Raw genomic sequence first — 17,692 nt, 5'->3', positions numbered from 1 at the left:
AACTATACAAAGGACTATGTGTTAGAAACTAACTTCTTTTCTTTCTCCTTTTTTAAAGTAAAGAAAATCTATGTTTCTATGTGTTTAAAAACTATAAACCTAAACTATATAAACAATGAAAACAAACACTTCAAAATACAGATTTAGATATTCACATCTGATTCTTTTAATTCTAACATTTTCCTTTAATGGTTTTGCACAAACAGCTTCAATCGGTTCTACTACAACATGGGGAAAAGTGGATGGAGTTGCGATAAACGGATTGGTTCAAGGGCCATCTGCAGCAGAAGCTGATTTACAAGTTGCATGTGTATTTGAATATACAGAAGGTGATATTTTTAACCCTCCTGCCCTTCCAGCAAATCTAAACGGAATGGTACATTTAGATAATGCTTTAAAAGGCATTATTACAGAGTTACGCAAAAGCGGAAAATTTACAGGTCATGCTCTTGAAACTTTATTGATTACACCTCCAAAAGGTACTTTAGCATCCAAACAATTATTATTAATCGGATTGGGTGACCGCAACAAATTTACTCCCGATTTAATGATCAGCGTTGGAAGCACTGCCATGCGCGAGGCTTTACGTTTAGGCGTTTCTAACTACTCTTTTGCAAGTGATATTAAAGATGCAGGAATCGATTCTCCAACGGCTTTGGTTGCTACAAATGTAGTTTTAGGTTCGTTTGAAGCTTATAGAACGCAATCTTATTTAAAAGAAAAAAAATTAGCTGAATATAAACCTTTAACGAAAGTTATTCTGCTTGCTGGACCTGCATTTTATAATGTTGCTGGTGAAGGAATTAAAGATGCAATTACAAAGTTGAACTCTAAATAATCAAATCATGAAAGCAGATTTAATTTTATTCAACGGGAAAATTCATAGCTTCAATGCTGAAACACCAAACGTTACCGCAGTTGCTATTAAAGACGGAAAATTTATTGCCGTTGGAAATGACAGCGACATCATGACTTTTGCTTCTGAAGAAACCAAAATAATTGATCTTCAAAATAAAAGAGTTGTCCCAGGAATTAACGATTCGCATATTCATCTTATTCGTGGCGGTTTAAATTACAACTTAGAATTAAGATGGGATGGCGTTCCTTCTTTGGCAGATGCGCTTCGAATGTTGAAAGAACAAGTAGATCGTACGCCAAATCCGCAATGGGTTCGTGTAGTTGGCGGCTGGTCAGAATTTCAATTTGCTGAACGCAGAATGCCGACTTTAGAGGAAATCAACGCGATTGCACCAGATACTCCTGTTTTTATTTTGCATTTGTACGACAGAGCCATTATGAACAGAGCGGCGCTGAGAGCAGTTGGTTATAACAAAAATACGCCTGCGCCTCCTGGAGGACATATTGAACGTGATTCAAACGGAGAACCAACAGGACTTATTATTGCAACTCCAAATGCGATGATTTTGTATTCGACTTTGGCTAAAGGTCCGACACTTTCTTACGAACATCAAATCAATTCAACTCGCCATTTTATGAAAGAATTGAACCGTTTCGGAATTACGAGTGTTATTGATGCTGGCGGCGGTTTTCAGAACTTTCCAGATGATTATAAAGTCGTTAACGAATTGAATGAAAAGAAACAATTGACCGTAAGGATCGCTTACAATCTTTTTACTCAAAAACCAAAACACGAATTTGAAGATTTCTCAGATTGGATTGATAATGTAAAATTATATCAAGGAAACGATATGTACCGCCACAACGGAGCTGGTGAAATGCTAGTTTTTTCTGCTGCCGATTTTGAAGATTTCCTTCAGCCACGACCAGATCTTCCTGAAAACATGGAAGCGGAACTAGAAAAAGTAGTTCGTCTTTTGGTCGAAAATCGTTGGCCATTCAGACTTCATGCCACTTATAACGAAAGCATTACAAGATTTTTGAATGTTTTCGAAAAGATAAATCAAGATGTTCCTTTCAACGGGCTTCCGTGGATTTTTGATCACGCTGAAACTATTGACGAAAGAAACATTGAACGTGTAAAAGCTTTGGGAGGTGGTATTGCAGTTCAAAGCAGAATGGCGTATCAAGGGGAATATTTTACAGATCGTTACGGAGCAAAAGCTGCTGAAAACACGCCACCAATCAAAAAAATGATTGAAATGGAAGTTCCTGTTGGCGCAGGTTCAGACGCTACACGTGTGAGCAGTTACAATCCGTGGGTTTCTATGTATTGGATGACAGTTGGGAAAACCGTTGGAGGTTTGCAATTGTACACAGAAACAAGATTGAACAGACAAACTGCTTTAGAATTGTACACTAGAGGAAGCGCTTGGTTTTCGCAAGAACAAACTAAAAAAGGAGATATTAAAGTTGGAATGTTTGCCGATTTAGTGGTTTTAGATCGCGATTATTTTACAATTGACGATGAAGACATCAAAAAAATTGAAGCTGATTTAACCATTGTAGACGGAAAAATTGTGTATGCTAATGGAGATTTTTCTTCATTTTCACCGCCACATATTCCGATTTTGCCAGATTGGTCGCCAACGAATATTTACAACGGTTATCCAGTGAGAAGCGGTTTGCAAAGTGCGATTGAAAAAAATGCAAAAGCAGATGCAAAACCAAAACTAACAGCACAAATTCATAGCTGTGGCGGAAGTTGCGATGTTCACGCACATAATCACGATGTTGCCCGAATGAGCAATGTTCCTGTTAACAATTATAATGCATTCTGGGGCGCTTTGGGTTGCTCTTGTTTTGCTTTTTAAATTCTAAAGAAATGATTGAAATTATAAAACAAATCCTGTATTCCGATTTAGGAACAGCATTCAACAATGCAGCACTTTTAGTATTTAGAATTCTGCTTGCAGTTGAACTTTTCAGAGTACACGGAATGAAAAAATTCAGAGTTGAAAACGGACAGAAAGAACACGTTCCGAATCCGTTGCATTTGCCTGAAAAATTGAACGGATTGATGGCAACTTTTTCGGATACGATAATTCCGTTTTTCATCATTTTCGGACTCGGAACACGTCTTGCTGTTCTTCCAACAATTGGCGTAACAGCAATTGGATACTTTGTGGTTCATAAAAATGATTCACTCGAAGTGCGCGACGTTCCTTATATGTACACTTTATCTCTATTATTACTTCTTGCCTTAGGCGCAGGAACTTATTCACTTGATTATTATTTATTAGCACTCTTAAACAATTAATTTAAACACATAGAAACATAGCTTTTGTAGACGTATAGTGAGGCGTTTTCACTTGCATAAATGCACATAGCTTTGTCAAAGTTTTCGCAAATAACTATGTGTGAGAAACTAGTTTCTTTCTTTTTTCTTTTTCAAATGAAAGAAAATCTATGTTTCTATGTGTTTAATTTCTAAACATATTACTCATTAAACCCAATTTAAAATGAAAGCAAACATCGGAATTAAACAAGAAAGCATCTCAGCAGTTGTAGAAGTATTAACCAAAATTCTAGCTGACGAATTTGTACTTTATACCAAAACAAAAAGAGCACACTGGAACGTTGAAGGTCCAGATTTTTACAACAAACATCTTTTCTTCGAACAGCAATATGATGCCATTGACGAGATCGTAGATACTGTTGCGGAAAGAATCAGATCTTTAGGTCATTATACACCTGCAACGTTAAAAGACTTTTTAGCATTGACACATTTAACAGAAGAATTAAAAGAGAAAAACGATAGCAATGGTTTTATCAAAGAATTGCTTCTAGACCATGAGAGTATTATCATTTACTTACGCGAAAACATAAATAGTATTGCTAACGAATTGCAAGATGCTGGAACAAGCGATTTTATTACTGGACTTGTAGAAAATCACGAAAAAATGGCTTGGATGCTTCGTGCACATTTGAACTAAAAATTATGGAAATACAACAAAAAAATATTTGGTACGTAACCCTGCTTCTAACCATGATTGCAGGGTATTGCGATACCGTAACTTTTGTCGCTGCCGATTCGATTTTCTCGGCACACGTTACGGGAAACTTTATTGTCTTTGCTTATCAAATCATAAAAGGCTCAGACATACACGCTTGGGTTAAACTTCTAACCTTTCCTGTTTTTATTATTGCAGTAATTACAGGCGGAAGAATTGCTTTAAAAAGCACTAATCGTTATACAATTCTATTTTGGGAAGGCATAATATTAGTTTTAAGCGGAATTGCTTCTTACGTTTTTGGCTATTTACAAAATTTTGAAGAATGGACAATGTATGCTATAGCTATGACAACCGTATTTGCAATGGGACTTCAAAATGCTTTTGGAAAGCTTTACGCCAAAGAAACACACGGGCCAACTACGATGATGACTGGAAATGTAACTCAAGCTTCTCTTGACTTAGGAAACTTATTAAAAAACGGATTGAAAGATGTAGATGTAGTATTAAGTTTTAAGAAACAATTAGTTACCATAATCGGATTTCTGGCGGGCTGTTTCTTAGGGGCTGTAGCAGGAAAGTTTTTCGGATTAGGAACATTAATTCTTCCAGGAGCTTCTATGATAATTTGTTATTTATACCATCGAGAAAGCTAGACAAACAAGGTCTTTTGGATTGCAGATTTCTGATAATATAGTATCTTTAAAAAATGAATTTCAGCCCTATTATTTCTGTCAAAAACCACGTACACGCCTTACTTACAGTAATTTTATTTTTACTTGTAAATATTAGCATTAACGCGCAATCCAAAGAAGATCCTAATGTTCTAAAAAATAAAATTGCCAAAGCTGAAAGTAATCCGCAAAAAGTAGAATTACTTTTGGCTTTAAGCAATTATTATCTCACTAAAATTGGCGAAGAAAAATCAGATTTAGACAATGCAGATCTCATCAATACGCAAGCAAGATTGCTGAGTGATCGTTTAAGATACAAACTTGGAAAAGGAAAATCTATTCTTCTGGGAGCTCAGATTTATAGAGAAAAAGGCGATAGCGAAAATGCTTTAAAAAAGGCAAATGAAGCTCTCGTTTATTCTAAAAAAAACAATTTAACTGAACTGCAGGCAGACGCTTACTTAGAACTTTCTATGTATGGAGAATCTCTAGATGAGAGAATTAAATACAAAGAAATGGCTATTCCGCTTTTTATAAAATTAGGCGCAAAAGCTAAGCAGGCAAGTGTTTTAAAAGAAACCGGTGAATTAAACCTAATGAATGGAAATGAGGAAAAAGGTCTAGCGCTTTTAAAAGAATCGCTTCTTTTGTATCAATCTATAAAATTTACTCATTTACAAGGTGTCTATAATCTACTTTCTGAAGGCTATACTCAAACAGGAAATTTTGTAGAATCTCTAAAATATGCCCTTTTAGCAGAAAAAATAGCCCTGAAGGTACGTGATAGTTCATTACAGTTAAGCGCTATTTACAATCATGTGGGAATGGCATATCTCAATCTTCAGCAAAAAAATAATTCACAGGAATATTTTTATAAGGGATTGGAAATAGCAAAAAAATATAAGGATACAGAATATGTCAGAACAATTGGTGAAAATCTTTGCTCTGTACTTATTTTAAGCAATAAAGGAAAAGAGGCTCTCAAACTTGTAAAAGAAATGCAGGTTAACTTTCCCTCTTCTAGTACAGAAAGACAAATAAAAGAAAATTACATTTTACTTGGTGTATACAGAGTTCTAAAAGATAATGAAAAAGCCACGGTATACTATAATAAATTGGTAGCTTATTATGGTAAAAATGCTGAAAAAAAAGCCGAAAACAGAATGCAGATTCTGAGAATTTTTGCCCGTTACCATTATCAGTTAAAAAACTATACTGATTTATACCAAGTGCTTAACCGATTAGAATCTTTAGCGACAGCTTCAAACAATGGTATAATGCTGTCTGACAGTTATCTAATCTGGTTTAAAGCAGATTCATCAAGAGGAAAATATCTGGATGCTATAAAACACTATCAACTCTACAAAAACCTTTTGGATTCTATTTACAAAGGAGAAAAAAGTAAACAAATCAATAGTCTTCAAGTTGAATTTGAAACGGAGAAAAAAGACCGAAATATTGAATTACTGACACAACAAGCTAAAGTACAGCAAATTCAAATTCAAAAAGATACGGTTGTAAAATATGTTTTTATTGGAAGTGTTCTAGTTCTGATTCTTTTCTTGTTGGTTTTATACAACAGTTTTAGATTAAAAAAGAAAAAAAACGAAGAATTAGAAATTCAGCGTCAGCAGATTAATGAACAAAATGAACTGAACAAAAAAATGCTGATTGAAAAAGAATGGTTGCTGAAAGAAATTCACCATCGAGTGAAAAACAATCTTCAGATTGTCATTAGTTTATTAAATACACAATCGGCATATTTGGATAATGAAGATGCGCTGATAGCGATACAAAACAGCCAACACAGAATGCATGCCATGTCGCTGATTCATCAAAAATTGTATCAATCTGATAATCTGGCAAATATCGACATGTCGTGGTATATTCATGAATTGATCAATTATATGAAAGAATGTTTTGATACAGATAAAAACATCCATTTTGTTTTAGAAGTAGAAAAAACGTATCTTGATGTTGCTCAAGCTGTTCCGATGGGATTAATTATAAATGAAGCCATCAATAATGCCATAAAATATGCTTTCCCTGAAGACAGAAAAGGAGAAGTACGAATCGTTCTTAAAAATACTGGAGAAAATAATTATAAACTGCAAATTGCAGATAACGGAGTTGGACTTCCAGAAGATTTTGAAGAAACAGAAAGAGATTCGCTTGGTATGAATTTAATGATAGGATTAAGCGATCAGATTGACGGAGTTTTCGAAATGAAAAATGATAACGGATTAAAAATCACTATTACATTCACAAGAAATACAGAATTTGAAGTTACTGCCGAAAATTCTTAAATGATATAAACAGCATAAATGAAGGAGAAAATTCTAATTGTTGAAGATGAATTTATAGTAGCAAATGATTTAAAAATCATGCTACAAAAAGCAGGTTACCAAGTTGTTGGCATTGCTTCTTCTGTGGTTCAAGCCCGAAAATTAATCGACGATAAAAGTCCCGATTGGATTTTGCTTGACATCATGTTAAAAGGCACTCTAACTGGAATTGATCTGGCTTGGGAACTGCGCGAAATGAATCTGCCTTTTCTTTACATTTCTGCAAATACCAATCAAAGTACGCTTGAAGCCGTAAAAGCAACACATCCTTATGGATTTATGGTAAAACCTTTTCGTGAAAAAGATTTAATCGTGATGCTGGATATTGCGAGATATCGTTACGATCAGGAAAAAGGAACTTTAGTAGAGAATCCTATTCAAGCCGAAACTCCAGAAATTGAAGAAATCGTTGGTCAAAGTCCACTTTTACAAGAAGTTATTGAAAAAATAAAAATCGTAGCTCCAGCCGAAACTTCTGTTTTAATTTTGGGCGAAAGCGGTACAGGAAAAGAAAGAGTCGCGCATTCTATACACGCTCTTTCTTCAAACAAATCAAATCCGATTGTGATTGTGAATTGTGCAGCTTTACCCCAATCTTTAATTGAAAGTGAACTATTTGGTCATGAAAAAGGCGCTTTTACAGGAGCAAATGCTTTACGAATTGGAAAATTTGAACAAGCCAATAATGGTACTATTTTCTTAGATGAAATTGGAGAATTACCGCTTGATTCTCAGGTGAAATTGCTTCGCGTTTTACAGGAAAAAGAAATACAAAGACTGGGTAGCAATAAAACTATAAAAATCAATGTTCGTATTGTAGCGGCAACCAACAGATCTTTAGAAAAAGAAGTTGCAGAAGGCCGTTTCAGATTGGATTTGTACTATCGTTTGAATGTATTTCCGATCCAACTACCAACTTTAAAAGAACGCAAAGAAGATATCGAAGCATTGGCATATCATTTCTTGAAAAAGTACGCTACAAGTTCCAAAAGAAACATTGCAAGCATTAGTCAAACTGCTTTAGAACAATTAAAAAATTACGATTGGCCGGGAAATATTCGAGAATTAGAACATTTAATAGAACGAAATGTGTTGCTTGCCAAAACAACTGAAATTGAAAAATTTGATCTTCCATCCAATACTATTTCAGATCCTTTAGAGATCAATACAGGAAAAATAAAATCGATGGAAGAAATGGAAAAAGATCACATTATGAATGCATTACAACTTTGTGACGGAAAAGTTTCTGGTCCAGGTGGCGCGGCAGAATTATTGAAAATGCAACCGCAGACTTTGTATTCAAAAATGAAAAAATTAGGTATAAAACAAGGATATAATTAATCTACATTAAGCAGACTTAACTGCTAGTTTAACGAACTTTGTGGTTCTAAACCAAGACATAAAAAAATAAACATGGAAACAATAAAATTAGAATTAGACGAAAAAAAACACGGCGCTTTTAATCTCTATGTTGATGATAAAAAACTAGGAGAAATGACAGTAAGCTTAAAACCCGATTTACTGACAGTTTACCACACAGGAGTTGAACCAGAAGCAGAAGGAAAAGGCTATGCAAAGAAACTTTTAGAAGAAATGGTTTCTTATGTACGCGCCAATAATATGAAAGTTTTACCGCTTTGTCCTTATGTACACGCTCAATTCAAGAGACATCCAGATGAATATGAAGATATTTGGAAAAAGTAGTTTCAAGTTTTCAAATAAATAAAATTATTGCCACAGATTAAAAGATTAAAAATCTGCTTAAATCTGCGTGAAAAAACTTTATACAATATTCAAAAAAATCTATTATGAACACAAATATATTAACTGACGGCATTCCTTTAAACGAAGCTAAAAAAGCTTTAATCCTAATTCACGGCCGTGGCGCTGGAGCTCACGATATTCTTTCGATTGCGAGACATCTTAATGTTCAGGATTTTGCATTAATTGCGCCTGAAGCAGAAAACAGAACTTGGTATCCTTATTCGTTTTTAGCTCCTCTTGATCAAAACGAACCATCGTTTTCAAAATCATTAGAAGCGATTCATCAGGTTGTTGTGGCGATTCAGCAAAATGGAATCGAAAAAGAGAATATTTATTTCTTAGGTTTTTCTCAAGGAGCTTGTCTTGCTTTGGAATTTACAACAAGAAATGCAGCAAAATATGGTGGTGTCGTAGCTTTTACAGGCGGATTAATTGGCGATCAGGTTTATGAAAATCATTATTCAGGAAACTTTGAAAATACGCCAGTTTTTATCGGAACAAGCGATCCTGATTTTCACGTTCCTGTGGAAAGAGTAAATGATACTGAAGCACTTATGCTTAAAATGGGCGCAGATGTTACTAAAAAAATCTATCCTAACATGGGACACACCATCAGTCAGGACGAAATAAATTGTGCAAACGCATTGATTTTCAACAAAAAATAATGATCACGATAACGCGAGTTTACAGCGATGCCAACGGAGAAAGTCATTTTGAAGATTTTGAAGTTCCGTTGAAAAACAATGGCGATATCGGATTTTTATCTGATGATGAACCTGTCAAATCTATCGTTTTTAGAGAAGTCAGTCTTTCTTATGATTACGATTTTCATAATGCACCAGACCGTCAATATATTGTTTTACTGGAAGGTGGCGTAGAAATCGAAACTTCATTGGGAGAAAAAAGAATATTTAATACGGGCTCGATTCTATTGGTTGAAGACACGACCGGAAAAGGGCATAAAACAAAAAATATTGAACCAAAACTTCGAAAATCAATATTTATAAAATTAATCTAAACACATAGAAACATAGTCTTCTAAATCAGTAAAAATTTTAACGCAAAGTTCGCAAAGTTTTTTTTATTCGTTTTTTAAAAGGAAAAGACAAAGTTCGCAAAGAAAGCTTTTCCTAAAGCTTTCTTTGCGAACCTTGCGTAAATCCTTGCGAACTTTGCGGTTAAAATAATTATGTTACTCAAATAAAATTAGTAGATGGAAAAAGAAACCGTAAGAATAGAGGGCTTTAGTGATGCCGTATTTGCCATCGCGATTACGCTTTTGGTTTTAGATCTTCATGCGCCAGATGTTACTGTTGTAAAAAATGGTGCAGAATTATTGTCTTATCTAAAAAACGAATGGACTGCATATCTTGCATTTACGCTTTCTTTTTTCAGCATTTTTATCATGTGGGTCAATCATCACAAGATTTTTAAACAGATTTACAGCCGAAATACGGCAATCATGTTTTCAAACGGATTGATTCTTTTTTTAGTAACAGCGGTTTCTTATCCAACCGCTTTACTAGCTCGTTTTTTTGAAGGAGAAGCATCAAATATCGCTGTGGCGATTTATACTGGAATATTTGTATTAATCAACATTTCATACAATTTGCTGTGGTTTATTGCGAGTAACAATAAAAAGCTTTTACGTCCTGGAATTACTGATTTGGCCATTAAAAAAATCAGAAACAATTATTTATACGGATTTCCAACGTATTTAATCGCTTTCGGAATTTCATTTCAATATCCAGCCGCAGCATTGGCAATCAGTATGCTTTTATTGATTTATTGGGCTGTTTCTTCTGGAAAAATAAATATGATTGAAGAATAAATCAATCTAAAAAATGTTCTTTTTTAATGCCTAGCTTCTTCATTCTAGAACTCAATGTTGTAGACGGCAAACCTAGTAAAACCGCCGCGCCCTGCGGACCCGAAATTCGTCCGTTGCATTTTTTTATGACTTTTAGAATATGCTCCTTCTCTACTTCTTGAAGCGTTTTAGTATAAAATTCATTTACTAAAGCATTTGAACTAGCAATTGCAATTTCGGGAAAAATCATTTCTTTGATCTTTTCATCTTTGGCAAACAAAATGCTCCTTTCTACCATATTTTCTAGTTCGCGTACATTTCCTGGCCATGCATTAGCCATCATGCTATTGAGCACTTTTTTAGAAAAACGTTTTACGTTTCTGCCCATTTTTGCGGCATGCTTTTCTAAGAAAAAATGTCCTAAAATAGGAATATCTTCCTTACGATCGCGTAAAGCAGGAAGCTTGATAGGATAAACATTCAATCTAAAATATAAATCACTTCTAAAGCGCTCGCCATAAACTTCTTTTTCAAGTGATTTATTGGTTGCTGCAATAACTCTAGCATTTACTTTTATGCTTTTATTTCCGCCAACTCGTTCTATTTCTTTTTCTTGTAAAACACGAAGCAGCTTTCCCTGTAATTCTAAAGGCAACTCTCCTATTTCATCCAAAAAAATCGTGCTGTTTTCTGCTTGTTCGAATTTCCCAATTCTTTGTTCTGTAGCGCCTGTAAAAGCGCCTTTTTCATGTCCGAATAATTCGCTTTCAATCAAATTTTCAGGAATCGAAGCACAATTTACCTTAACTATTTTGTTGTTTGAAACTGACGATAAATCATGAATAGCACTTGCCACAAGTTCTTTTCCTGTTCCAGTTTCACCAAAAATTAAAACAGTCGTATTAGAAGCCGCAACTTGCGAAATCAATTCGTAAACTTCTTTCATCTTATCACTTTTTCCAATGATTCCATGAAAACCTTCATTTTTTTCAGAAATAATATCTCTTTTTTCAGAAACATTTCTTTTCAAAATTTCTAGTTCTACAAGATTATTTTCAAATTGTTCTGTCAAACTGATATTTCTAATCGTAATAGAAAGCTGCATGGCAATTCCGCGCAAAATACGATTTGATTCTCTGCTAAAAGTTTTAGCATTTTTAAAGAAAAGAAAAAGCACATTTCGTTTTCCTTTACTGTACGGAAGACAAATCCCTATTCCGTTTTTGAAACCTTTTTTATAATTGTTTTGAATGTAATCTGGATTTTTTTGATCTGATTCTAAGTCAAAAATAACAGTATCGGCAGAATCTGTGCAACGGTCAAAAAAGTCATCATTTAAAAGATAGCTTTTAACTTCTTGATTTTTATTCGAAAAGGAATAGAAAAGTTCATACTCTGTTTCATTTTCATTGGAAGAAGCCAAAATGAAATCATCAAACTGAAAGTTTTCTTTTAATATACCGTTTACAACATCATTAAATTCTTCTTTATTTAAAGCCCAAGAAAGCGAATTACAAATAGATAAAATCAGCATTTGTTCTTTTTCTCTTTCCTGCAGTCGGTTTATCAGGATTGCAGTTTTCTCTGTAGGCTTTTCCATGTGGTATTTCTTGGCGGTTAAAAGGTAAATTTAATAAATAGCCTTTATTAAATAACTATGGATTTTCTAAATATGCCTTTTTTACTTCATAAAATTACGATATATCGTATAACACAAAAACTGGAATTCTGTAAAAAAGCCTGTATTTCAACACCTTGTAATAATCGGAATGTTATTTGGTTATAAGAAGAAAGTTCGAAAAAACTATGGCTTTTTATTTCTTAATCTAGGTTAATCGATGCGCAGCCATAACAGACGTAAATTTGTAAAAGAAAATCAAACAACAATTTAATATTCAAATACCATGGAAAATAAAATTTTAGGCTTACACCATATTACTGCAATCGCAGGTGACGCTAAACGCAATTTTGACTTTTATTCAAAAGTTTTAGGATTAAGATTCATCAAAAAAACAGTGAATTTTGACGATCCAGGAACATATCACTTTTACTTTGGTGACGAAGTAGGAAGCGCTGGAACTATTTTGACTTTTTTCCCTTGGGGAGAAGGAATTCAGCAAGGAAGAAAAGGTTCTGGAATGGCAACTGAAATTGGTTATTCTGTTCCAAAAGGAAGTCTTGATTTCTGGCAAAAACGTTTTGATCAATACAATGTGATTTATAATAAACCAGCTGAAAAGTTTGGTGAAAAATATTTGACTTTCTTAGATCCAGACGGATTGAAATTAGAGTTAATCGAATCAAAAACAGACGATAACAGAAAAGCTTGGGAAACTGACGAAGTAAAAGCTGACGTAGCTACAAAAGGTTTTCATAACATTACTTTGACTTTAAATAGCATTAAAGCAACTGCTGCCGTTTTAACTGAAATATTTGGTTACAAATTGATTGATCAAGATGTAAACCGTTACCGTTATGCAACTGATGCCGTTGAAAATGCTGCTATTGTTGACTTGGTAGAATTGCCAGAAGAAAAACGCGGTTTAAATGCCAACGGAACTGTACACCACGTTGCTTTCCGTGTGCAAAACGATGAAATTTTAATGAAATTCAGAGAAAAAATCGAAGAATACGGTTTGCAGATTACGCCACAAATTGACAGACAATATTTCCATTCTCTTTATTTCAGAGAACCAGGTGGAGTTTTGTTCGAAATCGCTACTGACAATCCTGGATTTACAGTAGACGAAAGCTTAGAAGAATTAGGTCAAAACTTAAAACTTCCTGCACAATACGAACCACAAAGAGCAGCTATCGAAGCTCATTTGGTTAAAATTAATTAATTTAGAAGTTTAATTTTATATTTGAAAAACGCCTTAAAAACATTTTTGAGGCGTTTTTTCTTTTTTATTAAGTTTATTATTTTCTATCAAATCCACGTTAAAACCTAAGTCTTTTGCAGTTCTAACGGTTGGATCATTAGACATATCATTCATCATTCCAACAATAGTAAGATTCTCAATTTGATTGCTTTTTAAGTATTCTAGCAAACCTGTTTCAATAAAGCTATTAGGATTATTTTTTGTGATTATCATTTCTCCTTCAATTGGTGCAACTTCATCGTATATTTCAGCTCCTTTTGTACCGGCAATAAAATGAGAAGCGTTTTTGTTTATCGAGATATGCTGAATATGAACAACTATTTTTCTTTTCTTTCTAAAAGCATCCAAAGTACGTTTTGCAATCGAAGCAACTTCATAACTTTCTTCAAACTCCATTTTGCCTTTGTAGAAGTAATCATTTTGTATTTCAATAAGCAACAATGCTGATTTAGTATATTTTCTTTTCATACGCATTACAATTACATAAGTTGTTTTTATTGAAAACTACTGGTTTCAGTTGCTCAGTTCAATCCATTTTATCTATACCATAAATCAAATATACTCCGGACCCCTCTGGAGTATGCTTATTGCCCGATTGATAATCGCATAAAATGTATTAATGGATAAACTTTACAACTTCTTGGTGAAACCAGCAGTCCAACAAAAAATAGTCCTAAAAACAAAAATTAAACTTTTCTTTGCTAAAAATTCGAGCGCGAAACTAGTCATTTGAAAGAGGTAAAAATGGCCTGTTTCTTTACCAATTACGCAATAGATAAAACATTTACAATAAAGCAAAAAACATAAACAATTATTGATCAACAAATTACAAACAAAACATTATGATCAATAAATTTTTTAATTAAAGTCAACCAAATATCATTTTACCTTTGAGAAGTGTGTTTTTACACAATTAATGAACGTTATTGCACATATAAATTTAATGTTGTTAAGAAAGCGTAACATAAACCACATTTTGAAAAATATTAACTACATTACCCTCTTCTAAAAAACAAATCATAATCGGTTAAATTATAAATAGTACAGATCGATTTAATTTATAACCAATATTATATGCATTTTAAAACTACTCTGCTACTTTATATATTTTTCCTTTCTTCACATTTGAGCTATTCTCAAAAAACTTTTGATGCTATTTATGCTGAAACTTATCAGGTTTTGCTCAGTTCAAATCCTAAAAAAGCTTTAAAAAATACCGATTATCTTTATACTATTGCGAAGAATAATTTGGAACGAATAAATACGCGTATGCTAAGAGCGCATATTTTATATCAATACGGAGTTCATAATGAAGCAATCGCAACTTTAAAACAAGCTGATAGTTTAGCTACAGTAGATAAAAATTATGCCGCGCAGGCCAAAATTTATGGTTTTCTTGCTTCGGTTTATCGCGAAAATGAAATCTATAACTTAGGGAAAATATATCTTAATAAGGCGGTTAACGTTAGTAAAAAAATCAAAGATAAAGGCGAAATGTATCGCTTTCAAGGAAATTTATCCCAAGAATTGGCTTGTTATGAATTGCATGATTCTAATTATGCAAAAGCAATTTTACATCTTGAAAAAGGAATTCAGCTGTTTGAAAAAGCGGCTAAAACAAGCGATAAAAATTATCAAATTGCGATTAATGATGAGCTTATTGCCCAAAATTATTTGGAGATGAACAAAACAGATTCTGCTTTATTTCATTATGAAAAAGCTGAAAAAGAACTCAAAGAATCCTTGTCTTATGATAGTCCGCTGAGAGGTTTTATTTATAACGGTTTAGGAGATGTGTATACTTCTAAAAAAGACTATAAAAAAGCTTTATCAAATTATGGAAAAGCAGAAGAAATTGCCGATAAATCAGATTATTCGGCACTAAAACAAGAGGTTTACAACTCTTTGATGGAATTTTACAAGAAAACGGACAGCAAAAAATACATTGTTTACAATGAAAAGAATCTAAAATTAAGCCAAGCAGAAAACGCAAACAAAAAAGTCATTGCAGATGAACTGATAAAATCACTTCAGCAAAGTCATTTACAAAGCCAATCGCAATACAAAAAAAACAAACTGATTATTATTGGCATCTGCATTTTTGCTGTTCTAATTACAATTGCCCTTTATATTTTTAAAAGAAAACAAGACTATAAAAAAATTAGGGCTTTTATCAATAACAATAAACCAATTGAAAGTTCTGAAGTTCAAATAGAATATAAAAAAGACACATCAAAAGAATATATGTCTGAGGCTACTGAAAATAGTATCTTAGAAAGCATTAAAGAGTTTGAAAAGTCAAATTTATTTCTCAATAAAACATTGTCTATCAATTCGGTTGCGGCAGAATTAAATGTAAATCATCGCTATTTATCTTATGTAATCAACAAACACAAATCCAAAGATTTTGCTGGATACATCAATGAATTGCGAATAAACTATATTGTCGATCGTTTAAAAAATGATCCTTCTTATTTAAAATACAAAATCAGTTATCTAGCAGATCAAGCTGGCTTTGCATCGCACAGCCGATTTACAATTACTTTCAAAAAAGTAACGGGAGTTTCGCCTTTAAGTTTTATCACTTATCTTCAAAACAATAAAGAAGAAGAGCTGGTTTAAGGCAAAAGCAACGAAATATCGTTGGCAATCAATTTCGTTATATTTTGAACTTAGAGGCATAATTATCAATACCTTCGTATTGCCAGTTTAATTGTACTAAAGATGTTCTCTAACCAAGTTAAAATTTCGATTTTTCTCCTTGTATTATTTACAATCGGAGATATACATGCATTGGCTCCTTTTAAAAGCAAAAATCAAATAGAAAATGCAGAAAAAAAACTGCCTAATCCTGAAAATGATATTTACAGAGAGGCTATTTATACTGAAAAACTGGTAATAAAAGCCGAAAAGCTATTAGATGGTTTGCCTGAAAATATCGATAAAATCAAAATTTTATTGAAATTAAGCGATTGGTATCAAGAATCATTTAATAGTCCAAAAGCGTTAGAAATGGCTTTTATATATGCCGAAGAAGCCCTTTCTCTCAGCAAATCTCTTCATTCTAAAGTTTATGCGGGTAGATGTCTTCTCCAGCTTTCAATGCTCTATCAGTTGCGAAACGATAATACGATGATAGAAGTTTGTGCTAAAAAAGCAATAGATTTTTTATCCAAAACAAGTGAAGTAGATGATTTAGCAGAGTCTTGGGTAATGGTTTGGTCAGCAAAAATGCGTACCAGAGCCCCAATGAAAGAAATATTATATCCAATTTTCAAAGCTAAAGCCTTATTCCAAAAGTCAAAAAACAATGCAAGAATTGGTGACTGTTACAGAGAAATTAGTGAATTATATTTTTCATGTTCTGATTTTGAAAGCTCTTTATATTTTCTAAAAAAAGCTGCATTTTTTTATAAAGCTGCAAATATGAGACAGGAAGATACCTATCATTTATCAGCCAGATTGAATATCATTTACGAGACTGAAAGAAGAAACAAGGATATGATTCGCCTTAGAAATAAGACGCTTCTGCAGCAGGTTAAACTTAAAAATGAGATATTCTTACGCAATTCGATGGTCATTTTTGTCATACTATTGCTTATTATTCTTGGATTGCTTTACAAAAGTTTTATGTTTAAAAAGAAAACAAATAAAGTACTTGAAACACAACAAAATGAAATCAATAAAAAAAATAACACGCTACAAAATCTAGTAACCGAAAAAGAATGGCTGTTGCGAGAAATTCACCATAGAGTAAAAAATAATCTGCACATGGTTGTTGGTTTACTAGCGAGCCAAGCTGAATATTTAAAGAATGAAGAAGCCATTCAGGCCATTAATAATAGTCAGAATAGAATTCAGGCAATGACTTTAATTCATCAAAAACTATATCAATCTGAAAATTTATCGATAATTGATATGCCTTCATACATTTTTGAACTGACTGAATATTTAAAAGATTCTTTCGAAATACAGAACAATATCCGATTTATACTGGACATAGACAGCTTTAATCTCCCGTTATCTCATTCTATTCCAATTGGGCTCATTTTTAACGAAGCCGTTACGAATGCAATAAAATATGCTTTTCCAAATCATCAAAATGGCATCATTAATATCGCACTTAAAAAAGATGAAAATAACAACTATATCCTAATCATTCATGATAATGGCATCGGGCTTCCACCCGATTTTGATCCTTATAACAATCCTTCTTTAGGTATAAAATTAATGCACGGCTTAGCTGCAGATATCGAAGGAAAGTTTTTAATAACGAATACAAAAGGCACCAAAATAACTTTGGAATTTACTATTAACGAAAGTAATCTTGATTAATTTAATTCTA

The 17,692-nt window shown here is 33.1% G+C and carries 16 protein-coding genes; 14 read left to right on the top strand and 2 right to left on the bottom strand.

What is annotated here, in order from left to right; translation table 11 throughout:
- Nucleotides 1-115: 115 nt before the first annotated feature.
- The 11 genes from DM444_RS21940 (at nucleotide 116) to DM444_RS21890 (ending at nucleotide 10,486) form a co-directional block, all read left to right on the top strand.
- Nucleotides 116-838 (top strand): M17 family peptidase N-terminal domain-containing protein, encoded by a 723-nt coding sequence (locus DM444_RS21940; RefSeq protein ID WP_111290642.1) that lies wholly within the window; start codon nucleotides 116-118, stop codon nucleotides 836-838.
- A 7-nt stretch (nucleotides 839-845) separates the two neighbouring features.
- Complete coding sequence (locus tag DM444_RS21935) at nucleotides 846-2,732, top strand: amidohydrolase (protein WP_111290640.1); 1,887 nt, start codon at nucleotides 846-848, stop codon at nucleotides 2,730-2,732.
- Between the two features lie 11 nt (nucleotides 2,733-2,743).
- A complete protein-coding gene (locus DM444_RS21930) occupies nucleotides 2,744-3,178 on the top strand; it encodes a DoxX family protein (protein WP_111290638.1) in 435 nt (144 codons plus the stop codon).
- A gap of 202 nt (nucleotides 3,179-3,380) precedes the next feature.
- Nucleotides 3,381-3,854, top strand: coding sequence for a Dps family protein (locus tag DM444_RS21925; protein WP_111290636.1), 474 nt, complete (start codon nucleotides 3,381-3,383; stop codon nucleotides 3,852-3,854).
- Nucleotides 3,855-3,859: 5 nt separating this feature from the next.
- A complete protein-coding gene (locus tag DM444_RS21920; RefSeq protein WP_111290634.1) occupies nucleotides 3,860-4,528 on the top strand; it encodes a YoaK family protein in 669 nt (222 codons plus the stop codon).
- Nucleotides 4,529-4,581: 53 nt separating this feature from the next.
- Nucleotides 4,582-6,852, top strand: a complete 2,271-nt coding sequence (locus tag DM444_RS21915) for a sensor histidine kinase (RefSeq protein ID WP_111290632.1) — start codon at nucleotides 4,582-4,584, stop codon at nucleotides 6,850-6,852.
- An 18-nt stretch (nucleotides 6,853-6,870) separates the two neighbouring features.
- Nucleotides 6,871-8,232, top strand: a complete 1,362-nt coding sequence (locus DM444_RS21910) for a sigma-54-dependent transcriptional regulator (RefSeq protein ID WP_111290630.1) — start codon at nucleotides 6,871-6,873, stop codon at nucleotides 8,230-8,232.
- Between the two features lie 72 nt (nucleotides 8,233-8,304).
- Entirely contained in the window at nucleotides 8,305-8,595 is a 291-nt protein-coding gene (locus DM444_RS21905; protein WP_111290628.1) for a GNAT family N-acetyltransferase, read from the top strand.
- A gap of 104 nt (nucleotides 8,596-8,699) precedes the next feature.
- Nucleotides 8,700-9,320 (top strand): alpha/beta hydrolase, encoded by a 621-nt coding sequence (locus tag DM444_RS21900; protein WP_111290626.1) that lies wholly within the window; start codon nucleotides 8,700-8,702, stop codon nucleotides 9,318-9,320.
- Nucleotides 9,320-9,673: a cupin domain-containing protein gene (locus DM444_RS21895; RefSeq protein WP_111290624.1), complete on the top strand. Its 354-nt coding sequence runs from the start codon at nucleotides 9,320-9,322 to the stop codon at nucleotides 9,671-9,673. The genes DM444_RS21900 and DM444_RS21895 overlap by 1 nt, the downstream gene beginning before the upstream one ends.
- Nucleotides 9,674-9,868: 195 nt before the next feature.
- A complete protein-coding gene (locus tag DM444_RS21890) occupies nucleotides 9,869-10,486 on the top strand; it encodes a TMEM175 family protein (RefSeq protein ID WP_111290622.1) in 618 nt (205 codons plus the stop codon).
- Between the two features lies 1 nt (nucleotide 10,487).
- Here DM444_RS21890 and DM444_RS21885 read toward each other — a convergent pair whose 3' ends face one another.
- Nucleotides 10,488-12,065: a sigma-54-dependent transcriptional regulator gene (locus DM444_RS21885; RefSeq protein WP_111290620.1), complete on the bottom strand. Its 1,578-nt coding sequence runs from the start codon at nucleotides 12,063-12,065 to the stop codon at nucleotides 10,488-10,490.
- A gap of 304 nt (nucleotides 12,066-12,369) precedes the next feature.
- Between DM444_RS21885 and DM444_RS21880 the strand changes: the two genes are divergently transcribed.
- A complete protein-coding gene (locus DM444_RS21880; protein WP_111290618.1) occupies nucleotides 12,370-13,308 on the top strand; it encodes a ring-cleaving dioxygenase in 939 nt (312 codons plus the stop codon).
- Nucleotides 13,309-13,341: 33 nt separating this feature from the next.
- Here the strand turns inward: DM444_RS21880 and DM444_RS21875 are convergent, their stop codons facing one another.
- A complete protein-coding gene (locus tag DM444_RS21875; protein WP_162615027.1) occupies nucleotides 13,342-13,815 on the bottom strand; it encodes an isochorismatase family protein in 474 nt (157 codons plus the stop codon).
- A 606-nt stretch (nucleotides 13,816-14,421) separates the two neighbouring features.
- On the opposite strand from DM444_RS21875, the gene DM444_RS21870 reads away from it, so the two are divergent.
- Together DM444_RS21870 and DM444_RS21865 are read left to right on the top strand one after the other, a co-directional pair.
- Nucleotides 14,422-15,969, top strand: a complete 1,548-nt coding sequence (locus tag DM444_RS21870) for an AraC family transcriptional regulator (protein WP_111290614.1) — start codon at nucleotides 14,422-14,424, stop codon at nucleotides 15,967-15,969.
- A gap of 102 nt (nucleotides 15,970-16,071) precedes the next feature.
- The gene (locus tag DM444_RS21865; RefSeq protein ID WP_111290612.1) at nucleotides 16,072-17,682 is read left to right on the top strand and encodes a sensor histidine kinase; all 1,611 of its coding nucleotides are present in this window, start codon (nucleotides 16,072-16,074) and stop codon (nucleotides 17,680-17,682) included.
- Nucleotides 17,683-17,692 lie beyond the last annotated feature (10 nt).

The organism is Flavobacterium ginsenosidimutans, assembly GCF_003254625.1.
Lineage (GTDB): Bacteria > Bacteroidota > Bacteroidia > Flavobacteriales > Flavobacteriaceae > Flavobacterium > Flavobacterium ginsenosidimutans.
Note: the sequence above shows the minus strand (reverse complement) of the source record. Positions and strands in the feature narration are given on the sequence as shown.